At 70.5% G+C, this 23,009-nt stretch carries 20 protein-coding genes and 1 pseudogene; 10 read left to right on the forward strand and 11 right to left on the reverse strand.

The window, feature by feature from the left end; all coding sequences use genetic code 11:
- Positions 1-32: 32 nt before the first annotated feature.
- Positions 33-971 carry an NAD-dependent epimerase/dehydratase family protein gene (locus ACFZB3_RS12985; protein ID WP_391373935.1) on the forward strand — a complete coding sequence of 313 codons (939 nt, stop codon included), beginning with the start codon at positions 33-35 and terminating at the stop codon, positions 969-971.
- A 438-nt stretch (positions 972-1,409) separates the two neighbouring features.
- Positions 1,410-3,863, forward strand: coding sequence for a transglycosylase domain-containing protein (locus ACFZB3_RS12990; protein ID WP_391373939.1), 2,454 nt, complete (start codon positions 1,410-1,412; stop codon positions 3,861-3,863).
- Positions 3,864-4,002: 139 nt separating this feature from the next.
- On the opposite strand, the gene ACFZB3_RS12995 is transcribed toward ACFZB3_RS12990, so the two are convergent.
- The 3 genes from ACFZB3_RS12995 to ACFZB3_RS13005 form a co-directional block, all read right to left on the reverse strand.
- Positions 4,003-6,096, reverse strand: coding sequence for a SpoIIE family protein phosphatase (locus tag ACFZB3_RS12995; protein ID WP_391373942.1), 2,094 nt, complete (start codon positions 6,094-6,096; stop codon positions 4,003-4,005).
- Between the two features lie 304 nt (positions 6,097-6,400).
- The gene (locus ACFZB3_RS13000; RefSeq protein WP_391373944.1) at positions 6,401-7,120 is read right to left on the reverse strand and encodes a DUF402 domain-containing protein; all 720 of its coding nucleotides are present in this window, start codon (positions 7,118-7,120) and stop codon (positions 6,401-6,403) included.
- Positions 7,121-7,204: 84 nt separating this feature from the next.
- Positions 7,205-8,590: an aspartate ammonia-lyase gene (locus tag ACFZB3_RS13005; RefSeq protein ID WP_391373947.1), complete on the reverse strand. Its 1,386-nt coding sequence runs from the start codon at positions 8,588-8,590 to the stop codon at positions 7,205-7,207.
- Positions 8,591-8,776: 186 nt separating this feature from the next.
- Here ACFZB3_RS13005 and ACFZB3_RS13010 point away from each other — a divergent pair, with 186 nt between their 5' ends.
- Positions 8,777-9,160: a hypothetical protein gene (locus tag ACFZB3_RS13010; RefSeq protein WP_391373950.1), complete on the forward strand. Its 384-nt coding sequence runs from the start codon at positions 8,777-8,779 to the stop codon at positions 9,158-9,160.
- A gap of 188 nt (positions 9,161-9,348) precedes the next feature.
- On the opposite strand, the gene ACFZB3_RS13015 is transcribed toward ACFZB3_RS13010, so the two are convergent.
- Positions 9,349-11,019 carry a FumA C-terminus/TtdB family hydratase beta subunit gene (locus ACFZB3_RS13015; RefSeq protein ID WP_391373952.1) on the reverse strand — a complete coding sequence of 557 codons (1,671 nt, stop codon included), beginning with the start codon at positions 11,017-11,019 and terminating at the stop codon, positions 9,349-9,351.
- Between the two features lie 192 nt (positions 11,020-11,211).
- Here ACFZB3_RS13015 and ACFZB3_RS13020 point away from each other — a divergent pair, with 192 nt between their 5' ends.
- A complete protein-coding gene (locus ACFZB3_RS13020) occupies positions 11,212-11,913 on the forward strand; it encodes a DUF1707 domain-containing protein (protein ID WP_391373954.1) in 702 nt (233 codons plus the stop codon).
- 153 nt (positions 11,914-12,066) lie between these two features.
- Positions 12,067-12,450: a WhiB family transcriptional regulator gene (locus tag ACFZB3_RS13025; protein WP_089099070.1), complete on the forward strand. Its 384-nt coding sequence runs from the start codon at positions 12,067-12,069 to the stop codon at positions 12,448-12,450.
- Positions 12,451-12,636: 186 nt separating this feature from the next.
- Here ACFZB3_RS13025 and glpX read toward each other — a convergent pair whose 3' ends face one another.
- Positions 12,637-13,674, reverse strand: a complete 1,038-nt coding sequence (gene glpX / locus ACFZB3_RS13030) for a class II fructose-bisphosphatase (RefSeq protein ID WP_391373958.1) — start codon at positions 13,672-13,674, stop codon at positions 12,637-12,639.
- 126 nt (positions 13,675-13,800) lie between these two features.
- Between glpX and ACFZB3_RS13035 the strand changes: the two genes are divergently transcribed.
- Positions 13,801-14,325, forward strand: coding sequence for a DUF4245 family protein (locus tag ACFZB3_RS13035; RefSeq protein ID WP_391373962.1), 525 nt, complete (start codon positions 13,801-13,803; stop codon positions 14,323-14,325).
- Between the two features lie 124 nt (positions 14,326-14,449).
- Here the strand turns inward: ACFZB3_RS13035 and ACFZB3_RS13040 are convergent, their stop codons facing one another.
- From ACFZB3_RS13040 to ACFZB3_RS13055, 4 genes and pseudogenes are all read right to left on the reverse strand, one after another.
- On the reverse strand, positions 14,450-15,040 hold the full coding sequence (locus ACFZB3_RS13040; protein WP_391373964.1) for a malonic semialdehyde reductase: 591 nt from the start codon (positions 15,038-15,040) through the stop codon (positions 14,450-14,452).
- Positions 15,041-15,193: 153 nt separating this feature from the next.
- The gene (locus ACFZB3_RS13045) at positions 15,194-15,433 is read right to left on the reverse strand and encodes an exodeoxyribonuclease VII small subunit (RefSeq protein ID WP_391373967.1); all 240 of its coding nucleotides are present in this window, start codon (positions 15,431-15,433) and stop codon (positions 15,194-15,196) included.
- A gap of 39 nt (positions 15,434-15,472) precedes the next feature.
- Positions 15,473-16,681: an exodeoxyribonuclease VII large subunit gene (xseA, locus tag ACFZB3_RS13050; protein WP_391373969.1), complete on the reverse strand. Its 1,209-nt coding sequence runs from the start codon at positions 16,679-16,681 to the stop codon at positions 15,473-15,475.
- A gap of 149 nt (positions 16,682-16,830) precedes the next feature.
- Positions 16,831-17,517 (reverse strand): annotated as a pseudogene (locus ACFZB3_RS13055) (APC family permease); the annotation flags it as partial.
- A 153-nt stretch (positions 17,518-17,670) separates the two neighbouring features.
- Here ACFZB3_RS13055 and ACFZB3_RS13060 point away from each other — a divergent pair.
- Positions 17,671-18,684, forward strand: coding sequence for a 4-hydroxy-3-methylbut-2-enyl diphosphate reductase (locus tag ACFZB3_RS13060; RefSeq protein ID WP_391373972.1), 1,014 nt, complete (start codon positions 17,671-17,673; stop codon positions 18,682-18,684).
- A 99-nt stretch (positions 18,685-18,783) separates the two neighbouring features.
- A complete protein-coding gene (ppgK, locus tag ACFZB3_RS13065; protein WP_391373974.1) occupies positions 18,784-19,533 on the forward strand; it encodes a polyphosphate--glucose phosphotransferase in 750 nt (249 codons plus the stop codon).
- Between the two features lie 26 nt (positions 19,534-19,559).
- Here ppgK and ACFZB3_RS13070 read toward each other — a convergent pair whose 3' ends face one another.
- On the reverse strand, positions 19,560-20,096 hold the full coding sequence (locus ACFZB3_RS13070; protein WP_391373976.1) for a DUF6542 domain-containing protein: 537 nt from the start codon (positions 20,094-20,096) through the stop codon (positions 19,560-19,562).
- A gap of 199 nt (positions 20,097-20,295) precedes the next feature.
- Here ACFZB3_RS13070 and ychF point away from each other — a divergent pair, with 199 nt between their 5' ends.
- Positions 20,296-21,384 carry a redox-regulated ATPase YchF gene (gene ychF / locus ACFZB3_RS13075; RefSeq protein ID WP_391373979.1) on the forward strand — a complete coding sequence of 363 codons (1,089 nt, stop codon included), beginning with the start codon at positions 20,296-20,298 and terminating at the stop codon, positions 21,382-21,384.
- A 458-nt stretch (positions 21,385-21,842) separates the two neighbouring features.
- Positions 21,843-22,619 carry a hypothetical protein gene (locus ACFZB3_RS13080; RefSeq protein ID WP_391373982.1) on the forward strand — a complete coding sequence of 259 codons (777 nt, stop codon included), beginning with the start codon at positions 21,843-21,845 and terminating at the stop codon, positions 22,617-22,619.
- Positions 22,620-22,703: 84 nt separating this feature from the next.
- On the opposite strand, the gene ACFZB3_RS13085 is transcribed toward ACFZB3_RS13080, so the two are convergent.
- Positions 22,704-22,955 carry a type II toxin-antitoxin system RelE/ParE family toxin gene (locus tag ACFZB3_RS13085; RefSeq protein ID WP_391373985.1) on the reverse strand — a complete coding sequence of 84 codons (252 nt, stop codon included), beginning with the start codon at positions 22,953-22,955 and terminating at the stop codon, positions 22,704-22,706.
- Positions 22,956-23,009: the final 54 nt, after the last annotated feature.

Genomic DNA, 23,009 nt, shown 5'->3' on the forward strand with positions numbered 1-23,009 from the left:
GTCGAGTCGCAGCAGGCCGGATCAGGAGGGTGATGAACATGCGGGTGTTCGTGGCAGGGGGCAGCGGGGTGCTGGGACGGCGGCTGGTGCCGCAGCTGGTGGCGCGGGGGCATCAGGTGACGGCCACCACGACCGGCGCCGCCAGGCTCGGGATGCTGACGGAACTGGGCGCGGACGGGGTCGTGATGGACGGCCTGGACGCGCTGTCGGTCGGCGCGGCGGTGGCGGCGGCCCGCCCGGAGGTGATCGTCCACCAGCTGACCGCGATCTCCGTGGCGCACGCCGGAAAGCCCGACATCAAGCATCCCGACCGCTGGTTCGCGCTCACCAACCGGCTGCGCACCGAGGGCACCGACCACCTGCTCGCCGCCGCCGAGGCGGCCGGCGTGCGGCACGTCGTCGCGCAGAGCCACGCCAGCTGGAACGGCATCCGCGAGGGCGGCTGGGTGAAGACGGAGGAGGACCCGCTGGACCCTATGGAGGGGACTCCCGCGCACGGCGGGATGCTGGCGCTGCGCCACCTGGAGGACGCGGTCCTGCGGGCCGGCGGCGCGGCCCTGCGCTACGGCGCCTTCTACGGCCCCGGCGCCATCGACGACCAGGTGGAGCTGGTCCGCAGGCGCCAGTACCCCCTGGTCGGCCGCGCCACCGGCCACAGCAGCTGGATCCACCTCGACGACGCGGCGAGCGCGACCGTCCTCGCGGTGGAGCGGCGGGCGCAGGGCGTGTTCAACATCGTCGACGACGAACCGGCGCCGGCCGCCGAGTGGCTGCCGTACCTGGCAGAGTGCGCCGGGGCGAAGCGGCCGCTGCGGGTGCCGGTGTGGCTGGCCCGCCTCGTGGCCGGCGAACAGGCGGTCGTCATCATGACGCAGGGCCGCGGCTTCTCCAACGCCAAGGCCAGGCGCGAGCTGGGCTGGGAGCCGCGGTACCCCTCCTGGCGGCAGGGGTTCAAGGACGCGCTGGCGTGAGTTCCCGCGGAGCCGGGGTGCGGGGACCCGGACGGGCCGCGCCGCGTGGGACCGGTGGCCGACGCCCGGGGACTCGCCCGGCAGCCCGGCAGCCCGGCGGACCGGCCCGCCGGGACGCGCCGCCGCCTGCCCCGACAGCGCCCCTCGCACCGCCCTGACCAGGCATCGGGTGCGCGGACGGGTCCCTCCGGGCGCGCAATCCCGGCCGGCTTTATGTGATCGAAGTGATATCACTCGGCGGTTCCGGGCAACCCTCGGCCTTCTCCGCTCGTCGGTTCCGTTGGGTGGGGGTGCTGATTGTCACGTCCGAAAAAGGGCAGATCGTGCGTCCTCTGTCATAGAGAGCGGTGTTAGTTTTCTGGACTGACCTGAGCCACGTACCTGTGTGACACCCGTACACACGTGTGACAGCCGAGACGAAGCGGAGCAGACGGACTCATGGGACGAGCGGACGAGAGAAGAGCGCGACAGCGTGGCGGACGCCGCGCCGCGCCCCGGAACCGCACGTCCCAGCAGGCCGGGCCCGAGACGCCGGCGACGGCGGAGGGCGGGACCACCACGACGGTCGAGTCGCCGGCCGCGCCGGCCGCCTCGGACGCCGAGGGCGCCACCCGCGCCGAGCGCCGCCGGGCCGCCGGCCGGAAGCCGGGCAAGTCCGGTCCGCCCGGCAGGCCCGGTGCGCCGGGCAAGCCCGCCAAGGGCCGCATACGCAGGCTGTTCACCTGGAAGAAGATGCTCGGCGCGTTCTTCACCTTCTGCCTGCTGGGCATCGGCGCCTTCATCGCGCTGTACATGATGGTGAGCATCCCCGAGGGCAACGCGCTCGCACAGACGCAGAGCAACGTCTACAAGTACAGCGACGGCTCGATCCTGGCCCGCAAGGGCACCGTCAACCGCGAGATCGTGGACCTCTCCAAGGTCCCCAAGGACGTCCAGCACACCTTCGTCGCGGCGGAGAACAAGACCTTCTACAACGACAACGGCATCGACCTCAGGGGCATGGCCCGCGGCCTCTACAACACCGCGAGGGGCCGCGGCACCCAGGGCGGGTCGACCATCACCCAGCAGTACGTCAAGAACTACTACCTCGACCAGGACCAGACCGTCACCCGCAAGCTGAAGGAACTGGTCATCTCGCTGAAGGTGGACCGCGAGAAGTCCAAGGACGACATCCTCGCCGGCTACATCAACACCAGCTACTACGGCCGCGGCGCCTACGGCATCCAGGCCGCCGCCCAGGCCTACTACCGGGTCGACGCCGACAAGCTCTCGGTCGAGCAGGGCGCCTACCTGGCCGCGCTGCTGCAGGCGCCGAGCCAGTACGACTGGGCGGTGGCGGGCCCCATCGGCAAGAAACTGGTCCAGGAACGCTGGAACTACGTCCTGGACAACATGGTCGGCCAGAAGTGGCTGGACAAGTCCAAGCGCGACGCCATGAAGTTCCCGATCCCCAAGGAGCCGAAGGCCGCGTCCGGTCTGGAGGGCCAGAAGGGCTACCTGGTCGACCTGGCCAACACCCAGCTGGAGAACCAGCTGATGAAGGCGCAGAACATCAGCCGGTCCGACGCCGAGGCCCTGGTGGTCGACCAGGGGTGGACGATCACCCTGAACATCGACCCGAAGAAGCAGGCCAAGCTGGAGGCGGCCGTCAAGAGCCAGCTCACCAGCAAGCTCGACGGCAAGAAGCGCAAGGTCGACGACAACGTCCAGGCCGGTGCCGTCTCCGTCGACCCCAAGACCGGCAAGATCCTCGCCCTGTACGGCGGCGTCGACTACTACAAGCACTACACGAACAACGCCACCCGCGCCGACTACCAGCCCGCGTCCACCTTCAAGCCGATCATCCTCGCCTCCGCGCTCGACCGGGACGCCAAGACGCAGGACGGCAAGGACATCAACGCCAACACGATCTACGACGGCACCAGCGGCCGTGCGGTCAAGGGCAGCGACATCGCCTTCTCGCCGCCGAACGAGGACGACGCCGACTACGGCAACATCACCGTGCAGACGGCGATGAACAAGTCCGTCAACTCGGTGTTCGCGCAGATGGGCGTCGACGTCGGCATGAAGAACGTGCTGCAGACCGCCGACGACCTCGGCCTGGACACCGAGAACCTGCAGGCGGTGCCCGCGATGACCCTGGGCAGCATGGGCGCGAGCCCGCTGGAGATGGCCTCGGTCTACGCCACGCTCGACAACCACGGCCAGAAGGTCACCCCGTCGATCCTCGCGTCGGCGGAGAAGACCGGCCGCAAGGTCGACCTGCCGGACCCGATCGGCGAGCAGGTGATCAACCGTGAGGCGGCCGACCAGGTGACGTCGGTGCTGACCGGTGTGGTCGACGACGGTACGGCCAAGGTGTCGGTGGCCCAGAACCCGCTGCGCAAGGGCCAGCAGGTGGCCGGCAAGACGGGTACCTCCGACAGCAACAAGTCGGCCTGGTTCACCGGCTACACGCCCGACCTGGTGACCTCGGTCGGTCTGTTCGGCGAGGCCAAGAAGAACGGCGCACAGGTCTCGCTGACCGGCGCCACGGGCCTCATCCCCGGCACCGGCCGCATCAACGGTGGCGGCTACCCGGCGCAGATCTGGGCGGCGTACACCTTCGGCGTCACGAAGAAGGCCAAGTTCGACCTGAACACCGAGCTGGGCGCGGCCGTGAAGCCGACGGACACGCCGAGCTTCAGCGAGAGCCCGTCCGAGACGCCCTCGCAGACCCCCTCCCAGACCCCGACGAAGTCCGCGAGCCCGTCGCAGACCCCGTCCCAGACTCCGTCCCAGACCCCGACGAAGTCCCCGGCGCCGACGACCAGCGCACCGTCGACCCCGTCGGAGTCCCCGACGGACGGCAGCACGGACAACCCGCTGGATCCGGCGGACGAGCAGCAGTAGCCGGGCCCCCGCATCCGGCACGCCGCCGGGTGCGGGAGCTTCAGGGGCGCTAACGGCAGCGCCCCTGAAGGGGCGCGGGGAACTGCGCGACCAGCCCCCACCGGCCCGCAGTTCCCCATCGGCCTCCGGCCCTACGGGCCTATCGGTTCAGCTCGAACCAGACGACCTTCCCGGTGCTGAGCCGCGTCGCCCCCCACCGCCGCGCCAGCCGGTTCACCAGGTACAGCCCCCGGCCGCCCTCGTCCGTCGCCCGGGCCTGCCGCAGCCGCGGCAGCTGGGGCACGTCGTCGCCGACCTCGCACCGCAGCACATCCGTCCGCAGCAACCGCAGCGTCACCGGCCGCGACGCGTACCGCACCGCGTTCGTGACGACCTCGCTGACCAGCAGCTCGACGGAGTCGGTGAGTTCCTCGAGCCCCCAGCGGGCCAGCGCCCTGCGCGCCAGCCGCCGGGCCCGCCCCGGCGCCGCGTCCTCCGGCTCCAGGAACCAGTACGCGACGTCGCTCGGCGCGATCCCGTCGAACCGGGCCGCGAGCAGCGCGATGTCGTCGTCGCGGTCACCCGGCCCGAGCATGTCGAGCACCTCGTCGCACAGCGCTTCGAGCGGCGGCGGATGATCCGGCCCCGTCAACTGCGCGGTCGCGGCGAGCTTCTCGCGCAGCTGCTCTATGCCGGTCCACACGTCCCGCAGCCGGGACTCCACCAGACCGTCGGTGTACAGCAGCAGCGTCGCCCCGGCCGGCGCGTCCAGCTCCACCGCCTCGAAGTCGACCCCGCCGACGCCGATCGGCGCCCCGGCCGGCACCCGCAGCACCTCGGCGTGGCCGCCCAGGTGCAGCAGCACCGGCGGCGGATGGCCGGCGTTGGCGATGGTGATGCGGTGCGAGACCGGGTCGTAGACGGCGTACAGGCAGGTCGCCATCCGGTCGCTGCCCAGTCGCTGGGCCTGTTCGTCGAGGTGGTGCAGGACCTCCTGCGGCGGCAGGTCGAGGCCCGCCAGCGTCTGCGCGGTCGTCCGCAGCTGGCCCATGATGGCCGCCGACGTCATCGAGTGGCCCATGACGTCACCCACGACCAGCGCCACCCGGCTCCCGGGCAGCGGGATCGCGTCGTACCAGTCGCCGCCCACCCGGGCGGTCTCGGCGGCCGGCAGGTAGCGGGACGCCAGCCGCACGCCCGTGGCGCTCGGCAGGTTCTCCGGCAGCATGGTCCGCTGCAGCTCGTCGGCGATGTAGGCCTCCCGGCCGTACAGCACCGCCTTGTCGATGCCGAGCGCGCTGTGCGTGGCCAGCTGGGCGGCGACCAGCAGGTCGTCGGCCTCGAACGCCAGCCGCTCCGGGCGGCGCAGGAACAGGGCCGCGCCGATCACCCGGCGCCGGCCGCGCAGCGGGGCGAGGATCGCGTGCTGGGCGCCGGGGACGTGCGACTCGTTGCCCTCGCCGAGGAGTTCGGGCAGCGCGGCGCGTGCCGCCGGGGAGTCGGCGAAAACCGGCCGTACGCCCCGCAGCACCTCGTTCAGCGCGCCGCCCGGCCGTACCTCGCACAGCTCCGCGGTGAGCGCGGCCAGGCCGATGTCGGCCGGATCCGGCTCCGGGACCGGTACCGGCAGGAAGCCGCCGTCGGTGTCCCGCTCCTCCGGGATCCGGTCGGTGCGGCGCAGCCGCAGCACCACCGGGCCGACGGGCCGTTCGTCGCCGACCGGCAGCGGGTCGCGCAGGTAGACCAGGATCGCGTCCGAGAAGGTCGGCACGGTCGCCCGGCACAGCCCCATCACGATCTCGTCCAGGTCGATGCCGCGGGCGATCCGGCGGGTCGCGGCGCCCACGAAGCGCAGCCGGTCGCCGTCGCGCCGCATCGGCATCGGCCGGCCGGGCGGCAGCCCGCGTCCGGTACGGCGCTCCTGGGAGCCCACCGCCCGCTCCGGCTCGGCGCCGGGCTGCGGCGGGATGCCCTCCGGGGCGGGGCGCGGCCGGTGCGGATCGGGCTCAGCGCTGGTCGGCTGGGCGTGCTCGGGGCCGTTGACGGAGTGCTCCTCGGACGTGCTGGTACCGGGACCGGAGGGCGTCTCGCCCGCGCGGGCCTGTGCCGGTAAGGCGGTGCCGCCGCGCGGGCAGGGCTGCGGTTGTCCCTGTGCCTGCAGCTGCGGCTGCGGGGTACGCAGGAGCGCCCCGCGGGCCTCCGCGGGGTCGGCGCCCGGCTGTGGGCGCTCGTAGGAGGTGGGGTGCTCCGTCACGCGTGTCGAATCCGTCCGTCCGGGGCTGCGCGCCGGGCGCGCAGGTGGTCCCGCCGAAGTGCCGATACCCGGATCAGGTGTCCCAGGAACGGAATTTCGGCGTGGCTGGAGGCTGTTCCTGTGCCACCGGCGAACGATCTGCGGCCCGCGCGCCGCTCGCCGGTGTTGCCCTCGTACCCCTCGCTCACGTCCTGCCGCCCCTCGGTGACGTTCGGTCAAGCCCGGCGCATGGGCCGGGAGTTGTGCGCACGCTTCCTTGCGGAGGACGATCCTACGGTTGTGGACCGGGGGCGCATCAAGGGTCTCATGAGGACACGTGCGCGGGCGTACGGTCCCAGTCCTCCGGCAGTGACGGTACCGCCCAGGACGGGTCCGGGCGCCAGTGCTGCCAGCCGGCCGAGAACGGCGCCTCCCAGGCCTCGACGGCGGCCACCGCGGCCAGGCCCGCCGTCCGCACCGCCGCGGCCGTCTCCGCGTCCATCAGCCCGTCCCGCTGGGCCTGCGCGAACTCGTCCTCGTCGAGCCACCGCCAACTGCGGTCCGGGTGCACGGAGATGTCCAGAAAGTAGTCCTCCGAGTCCACTCCGCCGCCCCAGCGGGCCAGCGGCTGCTCAAGGTTGACGTACCAGTTCTTGAACTGCCAGCCCGGCTCCCAGAACAGCCACACCGACCAGGGCTGACCGGGCCGGGCCAGCTTCAGGACGCCGGTGCCGCGCCAGTGGCCGTGCGTGACGGACCGGGGCTTGGTGTAGCGGGACTCCAGCGGCTCCTCGCCGACCGACGAGCCGTCGGCGAGCACCGGCCTGACGCACTCGGTGCCGGGGGCCAGCCAGACTGCGAGCAGCTCCTCGTCGTCCCGGACGACGGTGACGGGGCGCGCGATGTGGAAGCCGTGCCCGGCGTTCTCCCGGTACCGCCAGAGGATCTGGCTCCCGGGAACCCAGAAGCCGGACCCGTCGCCGTGCCCGGTCGCACCGCCCGTTTCCCCGCGCATCACGCGTCTCACCGCTCCACCGTCTGCCATGCACAGATATTAGGTGCCGTAGGCATACGACGCTGCGGCGGACGTCACGGTTCTGGCCGGGCGGCGCGAAACGTTCGCACGCGGTTACGGCCGTGTCATCCGCAGGACATCCAGCGCCTCGTCCAGCTGCCCGACGGTCAGGTCGCCGCGCTCGACGTACCCGCCCTCGATCACCACCTGGCGGATCGTCTTACGTTCCGCGAGCGCCTTCTTGGCCACCTTGGCGGCCTCCTCGTACCCGATGTACTTGTTGAGCGGCGTGACCACGGACGGCGACGACTCGGCGTACTCCCGCGCCCGCTCGCGGTGCGCGGTGATCCCGTCCACGGTCCGGTCGGCCAGCAGCCGCGACACGTTGGCGAGCAGCCGGACCGACTCCAGCACGTTCTTCCCGATGACCGGCAGCATCACGTTGAGCTCGAAGTTCCCGGCGGCGCCGGCCACGGCGATGGTCTGGTCGTTGCCGATGACCTGCGCGGCCACCATCAACACCGCCTCGGGAACGACCGGGTTGACCTTCCCCGGCATGATGGAGGACCCCGGCTGCAGGTCCGGCAGCGAGATCTCGGCCAGCCCGGTGCGCGGCCCCGAGGACATCCACCGCAGGTCGTTGGCGATCTTCGTCAGCCCGACCGCGACGGTCCGCAGCTGCCCGCTGGTCTCCACGATCCCGTCCCGGGCGCCCTGCGCCTCGAAGTGGTCGCGGGCCTCCGTGACCGGCAGCCCGGTGACCCGGGCGACCTCCTCGATCACGGCGGCGGAGAACCCGGGCGGCGTGTTGATCCCGGTGCCCACCGCCGTCCCCCCGAGCGGCAGCTCCGCGAGCCGGGGCAGCGAGGCCCGCAGCCGCTCGACGCCGTACCGCACCTGCGTCGCGTACCCCCCGAACTCCTGCCCCAGCGTGACCGGCGTCGCGTCCATCAGATGCGTCCGCCCGGACTTCACGACGTCGGCGAACTCCTCGGACTTCCTGGTGAGCGAGTCGGCGAGGTGCTCCAGGGCCGGAATCAGATCCCGGGTGACGGCGGCGGTGGCGGCGATGTGGATGGACGACGGGAACACGTCGTTGGACGACTGCGAGGCGTTCACGTGGTCGTTGGGGTGGACGTCCCGTCCGAGCCGCTCGGTCGCCAGCGTCGCGATCACCTCGTTGGTGTTCATGTTCGACGACGTCCCGGACCCGGTCTGGAACACGTCGACCGGGAAGTGCTCGTCCCACTTCCCCTCGGCGACCTCCTCGGCCGCCTCCTGGATCGCCCGGGCGATGTCCTTGTCGACCACCCCCAGCTCGGCGTTCACCTTGGCCGCCGCGCCCTTGATCCGGGCCAGCGCCTCGATGTGCGCGCGCTCGATCCGCTGCCCGGAGACGGGGAAGTTCTCGACGGCCCGTTGGGTCTGGGCCCGCCACTTGGCGTGCACGGGGACCCGGACCTCGCCCATGGAGTCGTGTTCGATGCGGTAGTCGCTCATGCCTTTGTCAGCGATCGGGGCGCGGTGGTTGTTCCGGGCGCCTGCTGCATTGGCACCACCGAAGTCACCGGGTCGGGGGACGGCTCCTCCGCCCGGCAGGCGGGACATCGCGGATAAATGTGACGATCACCCCAAGATGGCAGGGCGACTCCCTGCCGTCACCACGGCTGGCAGGAGGACCACTCGATGAACTTCACTCCCAAGGGTCTGCTCGGCGCCCTCGCGGCGGTGTCCATAGGCGCGGCGGCCCTCCTGGCCACGGGAGCCGGCACCGCCGGTGCCGCCGGTGCCGCCGGCGGCGCCCACCGGGCCCACTGCGCCCGCGCCGAACGGCCCGTCTGGAGCGGCGACCCCAGCCGCAACATGACCAGCCACGGCTGCACCCTGCCGTCCCGGGAGCGCCCCTGGTACCGCGTCGCGATCGACGACCTGGCACAGCCCCACCACACGACGGACTACGCGAACGGCCCGGTCGACCACACCGAGAAGCTGCACGACGAGACCGTCAGATGCATGGGCTACACCAAGGACGGCGACACGGTGAACTGGTTCGGCTGCATCCCGGACTGACACCCGCCTCGGCCCGTACCCCCGTTCTTCAGCCCGTCCGGCGATTGAGGACGAGGCCGTTCAGGCCGAAGCGGGGGTCCGGGGGCGGCAGCCCCCGGAACGGGCGGTCGAAGGGGGCCCACCCCCTGGAAGGACGGGACGGGTAGGGGCGGCGGGGGCGACATCCCTCCACCGCCGCCCCGAAGGCCCTACGCCAGCCCGGGCCCCCGGACCGGAATGCTGGTGAACGTCGGCTGCGGAGCCGGGTCCTGGAAGAAGTCGTTGCCCTTGTCGTCGACGACGACGAACGCCGGGAAATCCTCGACCTCGATCTTCCAGACGGCCTCCATGCCGAGCTCCTCGTACTCGACGACCTCGACCTTCTTGATGCAGTCCTGGGCGAGGCGGGCGGCCGGCCCGCCGATGGAGCCGAGGTAGAAGCCGCCGTGCGCCTCGCACGCGGCGGTCACCTGCTTGCTGCGGTTGCCCTTGGCGAGCATCACCTTGGAGCCCCCGGCGGCCTGGAACTGCTCCACGTAGGAGTCCATGCGGCCGGCCGTCGTCGGGCCGAAGGACCCGGAGGCGTAGCCCTCGGGGGTCTTCGCGGGGCCCGCGTAGTACACCGGGTGGTCCTTCAGGTACTGCGGCATCTCCTCGCCCGCGTCCAGCCGCTCCTTGATCTTGGCGTGCGCGATGTCACGCGCCACGACCAGCGGGCCGCTGAGCGAGAGCCGGGTCTTGACCGGGTACTTGGTCAGCTCGGCGAGGATCGTGTCCATCGGCTGGTTGAGGTCGATCTCGACCACGTCGGAGGACTCGTCGAGGTGCTCTTCGGTCGTCTCCGGCAGGAACCGCGCCGGGTCCGTCTCCAGCTGCTCCAGGAAGACGCCCTCGGCGGTGATCTTCGCGACCGCCTGGCGGTCCGCCGAGCAGGAGACCGCGATCGCGACCGGGCAGGACGCGCCGTGCCGCGGCAGCCGCACCACGCGCACGTCGTGGCAGAAGTACTTGCCACCGAACTGCGCGCCGATGCCGATCTTCTGGGTCAGCTCGAAGACCTTCTGCTCCAGGTCCTTGTCCCGGAAGCCGTGCCCGAGCTCCGAGCCCTCGGCCGGGATCTCGTCCAGGTAGTGCGCGGAGGCGTACTTGGCGGTCTTCAGCGCGTACTCGGCGCTCGTGCCGCCGACGACGATCGCCAGGTGGTACGGCGGGCAGGCCGCGGTACCGAGCGAACGGATCTTCTCCTCCAGGAACTTCATCATGGAGGCCTCGTTGAGGACGGCCTTCGTCTCCTGGTAGAGGAACGACTTGTTGGCGGAGCCGCCGCCCTTCGCCATGAAGAGGAACTTGTAGGCACCGCCGTCGGTGGCGTACAGCTCGATCTGGGCGGGGAGGTTCGACCCCGTGTTCTTCTCGTCCCACATGGTGAGCGGGGCCATCTGCGAGTAGCGCAGGTTGAGGTTCAGGTACGCGTCGTAGATGCCGCGGCTCAGCGCCGCCTCGTCGCCGCCCTCGGTCAGCACGTTCTGCCCGCGCTTGCCCATGACGATCGCCGTGCCGGTGTCCTGGCACATCGGCAGCACGCCGGCCGCCGCGATGTTGGCGTTCTTCAGCAGGTCGAGCGCGACGAACTTGTCGTTGTTCGACGCCTCGGGGTCGTCGATGATCCGGCGCAGCTGGGCGAGGTGGGCCGGGCGCAGGTAGTGCTGGATGTCGTGGACGGCCTCTTCCGCCAGCTTGCGCAGCGCCTCCGGCTCCACCTTGAGGAACGTCCGCCCGTCCGGTCCCTCGACGGTGGACACGCCTTCCGAGGTCACCAGCCGGTACGGGGTGGTGTCCTCGCCCTGGGGGAGCAGATCGGTATACGCGAACTCAGGCATCTCAGCCCATTCCTCACTCTGACGGACGGCCGCCCGCCGACGCTGGCGGGCGCTGTCCAGCGTAGAACCTGCCGCTGACGGGGAGCCTGTGAGGTAAGGCTCAGTTCGGGAGCGGTGCGGGTTTTCCACGGGTTTTCCACAGGTCGCGACCAGGGGTAGTCGCGATCTATCGCGTTTGGGTACGCTGCTGCCGTGGACCTTCAGAAGCAGACCCCTCAGGAGCGTGCCGGAGCGCCGGTGGCCGAGCTGCGCGCCTCGGACGCCGACCGTGACCGTGTCGCCGACATCCTGCGGGAGGCCCTCGCCGAGGGGCGCCTGACCGCCGACGAGCACGCCGAGCGCGTGGAGGGGGTGCTGAACGCCAAGACGGTCGGTGAGCTGGAGGTCTTCATACGGGACCTGCCCGCGGCCCACGCCGGCCCGGCCGCCCCGGCCTACACGCCGGTGCCGCCGCGGCCGACGCCCGGCGCGATCCCCGTCGAGGCGGACAGCAACGTGGTGGCGGTCTTCAGCAGCGCCCGCCGCCGCGGCCGCTGGCGGGCCGGCCGCCGGCTGCACGCCTACGCCGTCTTCGGCTCCATCGAACTGGACCTCACCGAGGCGATCTTCGAGTACCAGCAGGTCGTCATCAAGGCGATCTCGGTCTTCGGCGACATCCAGATCCGCGTCCCGGAGAACGTGTCGCTGCGCGGTACCGGCGGCGGTGTGCTCGGCAACTTCGAGGCGGACACGCTGGATTCGGTCGACTCCGACGCGCCGGTCGTCTACGTCGACGGCTGGGCCGTCCTCGGCAACGTGGAGGCGCGGCCGAAGCGCGGAAAGCTCGTCGCGGACATCCTGGACCGGGTTCAGGACAAGGTCGACCGGAAGTTGCGCAAACACCTGGACCGTTGACGGTCGCGAATCACTCCTTGCCCACCGGCCCCGGGGGTCGTGAACAAGCCGCCGGGCTACGGCTGTTGAGGACGCTGTGCATAGGCCCGCGCACAGCGGGTAGGCCTTGCTGCATCGTCTCTCGCTCGCGAAGCCGTCGTCAGGAGTAGACCCGTGCTGCAACCGCCGCATTCGTCCCTGCAGGTAGCTGCCGTACCGGCCCAGCGGGTGCCAGTGCGGGACAGGGACCAAGACGCCCCCTGGCACACCGAGGCGGTGTGCCGGCGCGACGAGGCAGGCCTGTTCTTCGCACCCTCCAAGGAACCCACCGCCGCCCGGCTGTCCCGGGAGGAGGCGGCCAAGCGGGTCTGTGCCCGCTGCCCGGTGATGGTCGAGTGCCGGGAACACGCGCTGCTCCAGCCCGAGCCCTACGGCGTCTGGGGCGGCCTCACGGCAGCGGAGCGCCGCGTGGTCCTGGCCCGCCGCAGGCGCCGCGACATGGAGCTGAAAAAGGCGGCGCGGGCGGCAGCGGCGAACCGCATAGCGCAGGCAGGCTGACGAAAAGGCGCCCTCTCCGCACAGAGGGCGCCTTTCGCACTGCCTGGGGACACTTTTCAACGCCCCGAGGTTCAGCGCCCCGAAGGGGCGCGGGGCTGTGCCGATGTGCGGCTGCCGCCGCGTGGGCGCGACCAGCCACATCGCACCTGCAGCCGCGTACGGCCGGCAGCCCCCTCCCCCTGGGCGCTACTTCGCCTTGTCGAAATCGACCGTGCTGTAGGCGCGCAGCTTGCGCAGCCGGTGCTCGGAGTCGATCCGCCGCACCGTCCCCGACTTCGACCGCATCACGATCGACTCGGTCAGCGCGGTCTCCGACCGGTACCGCACACCGCGCAGCAGCTCACCGTCGGTGATGCCGGTCGCGACGAAGAACACGTTCTCCCCGGTCACCAGGTCCTCGGTGGTCAGCACCCGGTCCAGGTCGTGCCCGGCGTCGATCGCCCGCTGCCGCTCCTCGTCGTCCTTGGGCCACAGCTTGCCCTGGATGGTGCCGCCCAGGCACTTCACCGCGCACGCCGAGATGATGCCCTCGGGCGTGCCGCCGATGCCGAGCAGCATGTCGACGCCGGTGCCCTCGCGCAGCGCGTAGATCGATCCGGCGACGTCACCGTCGGAGATCAGCTTGATGCGCGCGCCGGCCTCCCGGATCTCCTTGATGATCCCTTCGTGCCGCGGCCGGTCGAGGATGACGACGGTCACGTCCTCCGGGGTGGCGCGCTTCGCCTTGGCGACCCGCCGGATGTTGACGGAGACGGGCGCGTCGATGTCGACGAAGTCCGCCGCCTCCGGGCCCGTGACCAGCTTGTCCATGTAGAAGACGGCGGACGGGTCGAACATGGCCCCGCGCTCGGCCGCGGCCAGCACGGCGATCGCGTTGGGCATGCCCTTCGCGGTCAGCGTCGTCCCGTCGATGGGGTCGACGGCGATGTCGACCTCGGGCCCGGTGCCGTCACCGATGCGCTCCCCGTTGAAGAGCATCGGGGCCTCGTCCTTCTCGCCCTCGCCGATGACGACCACGCCGTTCATCGACACGGTGGAGACGAGGGTCCGCATGGCGCGCACCGCGGCGCCGTCGGCGCCGTTCTTGTCGCCGCGGCCGACCCAGCGTCCCGCGGCCATCGCGGCGGCCTCGGTGACCCGGACGAGTTCCAGGGCGAGGTTGCGGTCGGGGGCCTCGGAGGGGACATCGAGTTCGGACGGCAGATGATGATGATTCTCGGTCATCGGAGCGCACCTTTCTGATACGACGACGGCCGGATGAGGGTTTCCCGTCGACTCTATCGCCAGGCTGACAAAATGAGCAGGGGACCCCACGGATGAGCGCAGCGGGCACCTGCGACGATAGGGGACGTGGCAGGCACGAACGGCAAGCAGAAGACGGTCCGGGACATGATTCTCTCCCTGGCCCTGATCGGTCTGGCGGCGGGCTTCATCTACCTGCTCGTCCCGCACGACGATCACGCTCCCGACATCCAGCGGGTCGACTACCGGGTCGAGCTGCTGACGGCACGGCGCGCGGCGAGCTACCCGGTGGCCGCGCCGGAGGGCCTGCCCGGCACCTGGAAGGCCACCTCGGTCCGCTTCCAGGGCGAGGCCGGGGACCGCTGGCATCTCGGCTACCAGACCCCCGACGGTCAGTACGTCCAGATCGAGCAGTCGACTCAGAAGCGCGCGGACTTCATCGACGACGCCAGCCAGGGCGCGTCGGCCACGAAGACGACCGAGACGATCGGCGACCGCACCTGGACGCACTACACCGGCGGCCGCTACCACGCGCTGGTGCTGGACGGCACCTCCGGCTCGACCACGGTGGTGGCCGGCACGGCCTCCTTCGCCGAGCTGACGAAGATGGCGGCGGCCCTGAAGACGTCCTGACGCGGGCGACGCGACCCGCGGGCGACGCGACCCGCGGGCGACGCGACCCGCGCGCGTGCGCCCCGCGAACGCGAGAGGCCCCCGGCGCCGTTGCCGGGGGCCTCTCGCGCATCCGTGCCGGGACTCAGACGGTCGTGACGACGTCGTCGTAGGCCAGGCGCGGGGAGCGCGGGAACCAGGCGTCCGGACCGGGCCTGCCGATGTTGACGACCACGAACGGGGTGTGGTCGTCGTCCAGGAACTCCTTCTGGATGCCCGCGAAGTCGACGCCGGTCATCGGGCCGGCGGCGAGGCCGGCGGCGCGGATGCCGATGATGAAGTAGGCGGCCTGCAGGGCGGCGTTCAGGGCCGCGCTGCCCTCGCGCACCGCGCGGTCGCCGAAGACGGCGTCCTTGGCCTGCGGGAAGTGCGGGAAGAGCTCCGGCAGCTCCTCGTGGAACTCGTTGTCCGCGGCGAGGATCGCGACCAGCGGGGCGGTGGCGGTCTTCTTCTGGTTGCCCTCGGCCATGTGCTGCACGAGGCGCTCGCGGGCCTCGGGGGAGCGGACCAGGACCACGCGCAGCGGCGACTGGTTCATGGAGGTCGGGCCGTACTTGACCAGGTCGTAGATCGCCTGTACCTGCTCGTCGGTCACCGGCTCGTCGGTGAAGGTGTTGGCGGTGCGGGCCTCGCGGAACAGCAGGTCCTGAGCGGTGGGGTCGAGAACGAGAGACATGGTTGAACTTCCTGGGGGTCGCGTCGCGATTCACATCCGGACCGTGGTCCGGATAGGCTGACGGCACGACGATAAGCCAGGGAAGGTTCAAGGTTCAACAAAAACCGGACCGTAGTGATCCGCCTCACAGGGGCCGCACGCCGACCGCCCCGCTCAGTCCTCTTCGGCCCCTTCCCCCTCGGCCCCGTCGCCCTCGGCCAGCGTCGCGTCCAGCCGGGCCCGCGCCCCCTCCAGCCACCGCCGGCACACCTTGGCCAGCTCCTCGCCCCGCTCCCAGAGCGCGAGCGACTCCTCAAGGCTCGTCCCGCCGGCCTCCAGCCGCCGCACGGTCTCGATCAGCTCGTCCCGCGCCTGCTCGTAGGAGAGGGCGGCCTCTTCCGTCCTGCTGCTCATGCACTGACCTTTCTCATCGACTCCTGCGACACGGTGCCGTCAGCCGTCGGCCCGCACCGTGAACTCCCCCTCGGCGACCCGCGCCCGCAACGCCTCACCCGGCTCGACGTCCCCCGGGTCCCGCACCACGTGACCGTCGCCCTTCTGCAGCACGGCGTAACCGCGCTTCAGCGTGGCGGCGGGGGAGAGGGCCACCACGCGCGCGTGCGTGTGCGTCAGCTCGGAGTCGGCGCGGTCGAGCAGATGCCCGAGGGTGCGCCGCGACCGGTCGACCAGCGAGGCGACGTGATCGGCGCGTTCGTCGACCATCCGGTGCGGATCCTCCATGGCCGGCCGCGCGAGCGCGTGCGCCAGCCCCCGCTCCTCCCGCGCCACCAGCGCGTCTACGCACCGCCGCCCCCGGTCCCGCAGCATCCGCACCCGCTCCAGCTCCTCCCCGACATCCGGGACGACCCGCTTGGCCGCGTCGGTGGGCGTGGAGGCACGCAGGTCGGCCACGTAGTCGAGCAGCGGGTTGTCCGGCTCGTGCCCGATGGCGGACACCACGGGCGTACGGCACTCGGCGACGGTGCGCACCAGCTGCTCGTCGGAGAACGGCAGCAGATCCTCCACGCTGCCGCCGCCGCGCGCGACGATGATCACGTCCACCTCGTCGAGCGCGTCCAGCTCCTTCACGGCCTGCACGACCTGCGGCACCGCGTGCACGCCCTGCACCGGCACGTTCCGCACCTCGAAGCGCACCGCCGGCCACCGGTGCCGGGCGTTCTCCAGCACGTCCCGCTCGGCGGCCGAGGCCCGCCCGCACACCAGCCCGATCAGCTGCGGCAGAAACGGCAACGGCTTCTTCCGCTCGGCGGCGAACAGCCCCTCCGCGGCCAGCGCCTTCTTGAGCATCTCCAGCCGCGCCAGCAGCTCCCCGACCCCCACCGGCCTTATCTCGGCGGCCCGCAGGGACAGCTGCCCACGCGGCGCGTACCACTCCGGCTTCGCGTGCACGACGACCCGGGCCCCCTCGCCGACCACGTCGGCCACCGCGTCGAACACCTGCCGGTAACAGGTCACGCCGATCGAGATGTCGTGCGACGGATCCCGCAACGTCAGGAACACGACCCCCGCGCCCGGCCGCCGCGACAGCTGGGTGATCTGCCCCTCGACCCAGACGGCCCCGAGCCGGTCGATCCACCCCCCGATGAGCCGGGAGATCTCCCCGACGGGCACGGGAGCGTCAGCGGACGTGTTCAAAGCCATGCGCCGAGAGTAACGGCGTGCACTGACAGCTCCCGCCAGCCCGGTCCGGCAGCGAGGACGAGGCCGTTCAGGCCGAGGCGCCGGCCCTGCGCTGCACGACCAGCGCCCCCACCCCCCACCCCGAGCCACACCGCCCCCACCACCTGCGCCGCCCCCGAGGCCGCCCCGATCACCGCCGGCAGCGCGAACGCCCCCTGCGACCCGTCCCCCGCGAACGGCGACCACAGCCCGCGCCGCGCCCCGTCGCGCGCGAGGACGACGACGGCCGACACCACGAACACCAGCAGGACCGCGATCTCCAGGGCGAGGACCAGAAAGCCGGCGACGGCGGCCGCCCGCACCCCCCACAGGTTCAGCAGCGTCGTCACGACCACGGCTGGCGCCGTCCAGGCCCACGGCGGGACCTCCGGCACCAGCGCGTTCATCGCGATCCCCGAGAAGAGGTAGGCCACCGCCGGGATCAGCAGGTAGTCCAGCATCGCCATCCACCCCGCGACGAACCCGGCCTCCCTCCCGAGCGCCACGCGCGCGTAGGCGAACACGGACCCCGCCAGCGGGACCACCCGCACCATCTGCGCGTAGCTGAACGCGGTGAACGCCATCGCCACCGTGGCGACGACGTAGACGAGCGCCACCGCGCCGTGCGACCTGGCGTCCAGGGTGCCGAAGACGCCGACCGGCGCCATCGGGGCGATGAACAGCAGCCCGTAGACCACCAGGTCCCGGAAGCCGAGGCTGCGCCGCAGCCGGTGCCGTTCGTCCGCCCCGGGCGGGGGCGCCGTCGCCGTACCGCTCTCGGACACCAGCGCCTCCCGCGGCCGCACGTCCCGCTGCATGTCCCGCCGTACGCCCCGCCGTACGTCCTGCCGTACGTCTCGCCGCACGCCTCGTCGTACGTCCCGCGCACCCCCGGTCTTCCGTGTCTTCCGCCAGTCTCCCCGGGATCGTCACCCGGGCGCGATCTTTGACCCCCCGAACGCGGCCTTACGATGGGTGCCATGACTGCTTCGCCTGGCCGCCGTGTCCTGCTCGCCGCCCCCCGTGGCTACTGCGCGGGTGTGGACCGCGCCGTGATCGCCGTCGAGAAGGCCCTGGAGCAGTACGGGGCCCCGATCTATGTCCGGCACGAGATCGTCCACAACAAGTACGTCGTGCAGACCCTGGAGAAGAAGGGCGCGATCTTCGTCGAGCGGACCGAGGAGGTCCCGCCGGGGAACATCGTGATGTTCTCCGCGCACGGCGTCGCCCCTGTCGTCCACGAGGAGGCCGAGCGCGGCCGCCTCGCCACCATCGACGCGACCTGCCCGCTGGTCACCAAGGTCCACAAGGAAGCCGTCCGCTTCGCCAACGAGGACTACGACATCCTCCTGATCGGCCACGAGGGCCACGAGGAGGTCATCGGCACCTCCGGCGAGGCCCCCGACCACATCCAGCTGGTCGACGGCCCGGCGGACGTCGCCAAGGTCGAGGTCCGCGACGAGTCCAAGGTCGTCTGGCTCTCCCAGACCACCCTCTCCGTGGACGAGACGATGGAGACCGTCGACGCCCTCAAGGAGAAGTTCCCGCAGCTGATCTCGCCGCCCAGCGACGACATCTGCTACGCCACGCAGAACCGCCAGCTCGCCGTGAAGCAGATGGGCGCCGAGGCCGAACTGGTCATCGTGGTCGGCTCCCGCAACTCCTCCAACTCCAAGCGGCTCGTCGAGGTCGCCAAGCTGGCCGGCTCCCGCGACGCGTACCTGGTCGACTTCGCCAGCGAGATCGACGAGGCCTGGCTGGAGGGCGTGACGACCGTCGGCGTGACCTCCGGCGCCTCCGTGCCCGAGGTGCTGGTCGAGCAGGTCCTGGAGTTCCTGGCCGAGCGCGGCTACAGCGACGTCGAGATCGTCAAGGCGGCCGAGGAGTCCATCACCTTCTCCCTCCCCAAGGAACTCCGCCGCGACCTTCGCGAAGAGGCGGCCACCCTGGTCGCCGAGCGCGGCGGCACCGGCACCGGGGCGTAAGGGCCGTCCGTACGGTCCGTCCGTAGGGTCCGTCCGTACGGTCCGTCCGTACGGTCCTCCGGCGTCGTGACTGTCAGTCGTACGACGTAACGTGGAGCCATGCAGATCTTCGGCGTGGACATCGGTGGTTCCGGGATCAAGGGCGCTCCCGTGGACCTGGACAAGGGCGACCTGGCCCAGGAGCGGTGCAAGGTGCTCACCCCGCACCCGGCGACGCCCGACGGCGTCGCCGACGGGGTCAAGCAGGTGGTCGACCACTTCGGGTGGAGCGGCCCGGTCGGGCTCACCTTCCCCGGGGTGATCACCGACGGCACTCACATCCGTACGGCGGCGAACGTCGACAAGAGCTGGATCGACGCCGACGCGCGCACCCTGTTCAGCGAGCGGCTCGGCGGCCTCCCGGTGACCGTGGTCAACGACGCGGACGCGGCCGGCGTGGCCGAGATGGAGTTCGGCGCCGGCCGGGGCCGCAAGGGTGTCGTCCTCCTGCTCACCTTCGGCACCGGCATCGGCAGCGCCCTGTTCGTCGACGGCGAGCTGGTCCCCAACACCGAGCTGGGCCACCTGGAACTGGACGGCCACGACGCGGAGAAGAAGGCGTCCAGCAAGGTCAAGGAGGACCACGACCTCAGCTGGGAGCAGTGGGCGGGCCGGGTCAACAAGTACCTGGCACACGTCGAGATGCTCTTCACCCCGAGCCTGTTCATCATCGGCGGCGGGGTGAGCCGCAAGGCCGACAAGTTCCTGCCGTACATCGAGGGCATCAAGGCCGAGATCGTCCCGGCCCAGCTGCAGAACAACGCGGGGATCGTGGGCGCGGCGATGCGTGCGGCCCACCACGCCAAGTAGGCGCCGCCACGGCACCCGGGCCGTGGTCAGGCTCTGCGGCGGCGCCGGACCATCCGGATCCGGCGGACGACGACGATCACCCCGGCGACCAGCGTCCCGCCGTAGAGCCAGCCCGCCTGCGTGGACAGGGCCGTCACCAGGCCCATCACCCCGCCCAGGAATCCGCCGCCGCCGTCGTCGGCGACGGTCGTCATCCCGATGGCGAAGGCGATCGGGATGACGACGGGGGCGGTCAGCAGATCGCCCCCGCGCACCCACAGCGCGGTCAGCGCGGACACCGGCAGGGACAGCACGCCGTACACGGTCAGGGACGCCCCGAGGAGCAGGTCGTCCAGGAAGCCGAGCACGAGCATCGCGGCCACGCAGAAGAGGCCGCAGCCGAGCCCCGTGAGCCGTGGATTCGGCAGCCGCGCGGGCCCCGCCGCCGGTGCCGGACGCGGCCTTCCCGGAGCGGGCCGGCGCCGGGCCGTCCCCGGCCGCGGTCTGGCCTGCGGGGGCAGCGGCGCAGGGCGGCCGCCTCGACGCGGTCCGGGCTGTCGGGGTCGGGTCCTGTGATGCTCCACCGGACCAACCTAGGTCGGTTTATGTGCCCGATCGCAGCCCGGACACGCCGAAACCAAGCCGAAGAGCGGACCTTGGCCAGGTGTTCGACGCGGGCGCCGGCAGGGTGCCCCGAACCCCGTAAACTGGTGGATCGGCCGGCCCGCCGGCACTGGCAGCCCCCCCCGGCTCACTCACCCACTCACTACGGGAAGTCGCAACGTGTCGCTCACGATCGGAATCGTCGGCCTGCCGAATGTCGGCAAGTCGACCCTGTTCAACGCCCTGACCAAGAACGACGTGCTCGCGGCCAACTACCCGTTCGCCACGATCGAGCCCAACGTGGGTGTCGTCGGCGTCCCCGACGCCCGCCTGGCCAAACTGGCGTCGATCTTCAAGTCGGAGCGCATCCTTCCGGCCACGGTCGACTTCGTCGACATCGCGGGCATCGTGCGCGGCGCCTCCGAGGGCGAGGGCCTGGGCAACAAGTTCCTCGCGAACATCCGTGAGTCCGACGCGATCTGCCAGGTCATCCGGGCCTTCAAGGACGAGAACGTCGTGCACGTCGACGGCAAGGTCTCGCCGAAGGACGACATCGAGACGATCAACACCGAGCTGATCCTCGCCGACCTCCAGACCATCGAGAAGGTCCTGCCCCGCCTCCAGAAGGAGTCGCGGATCAAGAAGGACGTGGCCCCCAAGGTCAAGGCGGTCGAGGAGGCCAAGGAGATCCTGGAGAAGGGCGACACGCTCTTCGCCCACGGCATCGTCCAGGGCTCGGAGCGGGCCGAGCTCCTGCACGACCTCCACCTCCTCACCACCAAGCCGTTCCTCTACGTCTTCAACGTCGACGAGGACGAACTGCTCGACGAGGACTTCAAGACCGAGCAGCGCGCCCTGGTCGCCCCCGCCGAGGCGATCTTCCTCAACGCCAAGCTGGAGCAGGACCTCGCCGAACTCGACGAGGAGGACGCCCTGGAGCTCCTGGAGTCGGTGGGCGCCGCGGAACCCGGCCTGGCCACCCTCGCCCGCGTCGGCTTCGACACCCTCGGCCTCCAGACCTACCTCACGGCCGGCCCCAAGGAATCCCGCGCCTGGACCATCAAGAAGGGCGCCACGGCCCCCGAGGCGGCCGGCGTGATCCACACCGACTTCCAGAAGGGCTTCATCAAGGCCGAGGTCATCTCCTTCACCGACCTGGTCGAAACCGGCTCGGTACCCGAGGCCCGCGCCAAGGGCAAGGCGCGGATGGAGGGCAAGGACTACGTGATGCAGGACGGGGACGTGGTGGAGTTCCGCTTCAATGTGTGAGTTGATGAAATAACACCACGTCGGTGACGTGGCAAACATGCAGCTCAGAAGGGGCCGACTCCTCCGGGGGTTGGCCCCTTCGCCCATCCCGTGCTGGATCGGTGCTGGATCTTCTGACGCTCAGTCACCATCGCTCAACCTTACTGGTGGGATCGGTGTGACCTGATCGGTCGTCTGCTCTCCTGCCCTTCGGCGTCGCCAGCGGCGTACCGCCCAACTGGCCGCAGCTGTCAAGCCGGCAGTGATCAGGGTTGCAGGTAGCTGAGTGAGCAGGCCCTCGATTAGCAGTCGCTGCAGAGCCATGTCGCGTCCTCTCACTCGATGTTGGCCCATCGAGAGTGACCCGCTGTGCGCGCGGTTTTGACAGTTCTGGACAGCGTTGGACAACATCAGACGTCACTGGACGGGATCAGACGCGTGTTAAGCAAAGTGGGCGAGGATCGCGCCGGAGGGGGGCTGTGGCAGGGCTGAAGGTGCCGGAGTTGTCGGATGGGCCCATGCGAGGGCTGAGTGAAGAACTACATGTGCTGCATCGGAAGGCTGGTTTTCCGTCAACGCGTGAACTGGCCCGTAGGACCAACGGGATCGGTAGTCACGGGCGCGTCCACGACCTGTTCTCAAAGCCGGTGCTCCCCGACTGGGGTTTCCTCGCGCTGATCGTTCTGATCCTTGCTCAGGATATTGCTGGCTTGGAGGCTGAGTCTGAAGTGGCTCGGTTCCACATGCTGTGGGATGAAGCGGCAATCGGAGAGCAGGAGGATGTGTCTAGTGATAGTGCTGAATGTGCTGGGGCGGCTGACGCTACAGATGGAGCGCCGGTTGACTGCGGCGACGATGTAACTCGTGCGTTTGCAGATCACGAAGACGCCGTAAAGCAGGCAGTTTCGGCCTACGCCACTCAGCCGACTAACTCTTCCAGGAGGCCGTGGGGGCCGCCCCATGCGGATTTCCTGGGCGCCAGAAAGAATCTAGGGCGCTGCCTGTACTTTCTGTATGTCGATGCCGGCACGCCAACCTTCGCCGAGGCTGTCGTTGCCATGGGCCTCAGACCGAACACGCGTGAGACGCTGCGCAAGAACTTTATGCAGCCTGAAAATTTCTCTCTCAGCATGCTGCATAAGTTTGTTAGAGCGCTGTCGGAGATGGCTCCTTATCAGGATCCTGAGCACATGGTTCCTGTCATCACGTCGCTTTGGAACAGTGCTCAGTGGGAACGGAGTATTGGGATGGAGTGATCTCCGTATGCGCAGAAGGCTCCATCCGAGAGGTCTGTCCGTGTCGGACCTGTGCTGCATGGTCGGGCGCTGGATCAGTTGGGATCAGGTGTCGTAAACGGTGGAGCGATGCCCGACGTGGACGACCCACACTACGAGCTCACCGTTGTCGATCGTGTAGACGACGCGGTAGTCGCCGACTCGGAGGCGGCGGCGCTCCGGCTGGGACACGAGTGCGGTGGTGTTGAAGCCGAGTGGATCGCCCTCTAGCTCGGTCAGTTTGGCCAGGATGCGTAGTGCCATCTCGCGAGGGATCGGGCCTTCCCCCGTGAAGGTGGGCACGCGGTTATTGATCACGCGGCGAGCGTGAGTTTAGCGGTGTGGTGTCGGTGTTCGTATTCGTTGGGGCTG

The organism is Streptomyces sp. NPDC008092 (genome assembly GCF_042957285.1).
Classification (GTDB): domain Bacteria; phylum Actinomycetota; class Actinomycetes; order Streptomycetales; family Streptomycetaceae; genus Streptomyces.

Bases quoted from the DNA above. Each gene is read 5' to 3' on its own strand.
- ACFZB3_RS12985 (WP_391373935.1), top strand. From the start codon at position 33: ATGAACATGCGGGTGTTCGTGGCAGGGGGCAGCGGGGTGCTGGGACGG.
- ACFZB3_RS12990 (WP_391373939.1), top strand. From the start codon at position 1,410: ATGGGACGAGCGGACGAGAGAAGAGCGCGACAGCGTGGCGGACGCCGC.
- ACFZB3_RS13000 (WP_391373944.1), bottom strand. From the start codon at position 7,120: ATGGCAGACGGTGGAGCGGTGAGACGCGTGATGCGCGGGGAAACGGGC.
- ACFZB3_RS13005 (WP_391373947.1), bottom strand. From the start codon at position 8,590: ATGAGCGACTACCGCATCGAACACGACTCCATGGGCGAGGTCCGGGTC.
- ACFZB3_RS13010 (WP_391373950.1), top strand. From the start codon at position 8,777: ATGAACTTCACTCCCAAGGGTCTGCTCGGCGCCCTCGCGGCGGTGTCC.
- ACFZB3_RS13015 (WP_391373952.1), bottom strand. From the start codon at position 11,019: ATGCCTGAGTTCGCGTATACCGATCTGCTCCCCCAGGGCGAGGACACC.
- glpX (WP_391373958.1), bottom strand. From the start codon at position 13,674: ATGACCGAGAATCATCATCATCTGCCGTCCGAACTCGATGTCCCCTCC.
- ACFZB3_RS13040 (WP_391373964.1), bottom strand. From the start codon at position 15,040: ATGTCTCTCGTTCTCGACCCCACCGCTCAGGACCTGCTGTTCCGCGAG.
- ACFZB3_RS13045 (WP_391373967.1), bottom strand. From the start codon at position 15,433: ATGAGCAGCAGGACGGAAGAGGCCGCCCTCTCCTACGAGCAGGCGCGG.
- xseA (WP_391373969.1), bottom strand. From the start codon at position 16,681: ATGGCTTTGAACACGTCCGCTGACGCTCCCGTGCCCGTCGGGGAGATC.
- ACFZB3_RS13060 (WP_391373972.1), top strand. From the start codon at position 17,671: ATGGGTGCCATGACTGCTTCGCCTGGCCGCCGTGTCCTGCTCGCCGCC.
- ppgK (WP_391373974.1), top strand. From the start codon at position 18,784: ATGCAGATCTTCGGCGTGGACATCGGTGGTTCCGGGATCAAGGGCGCT.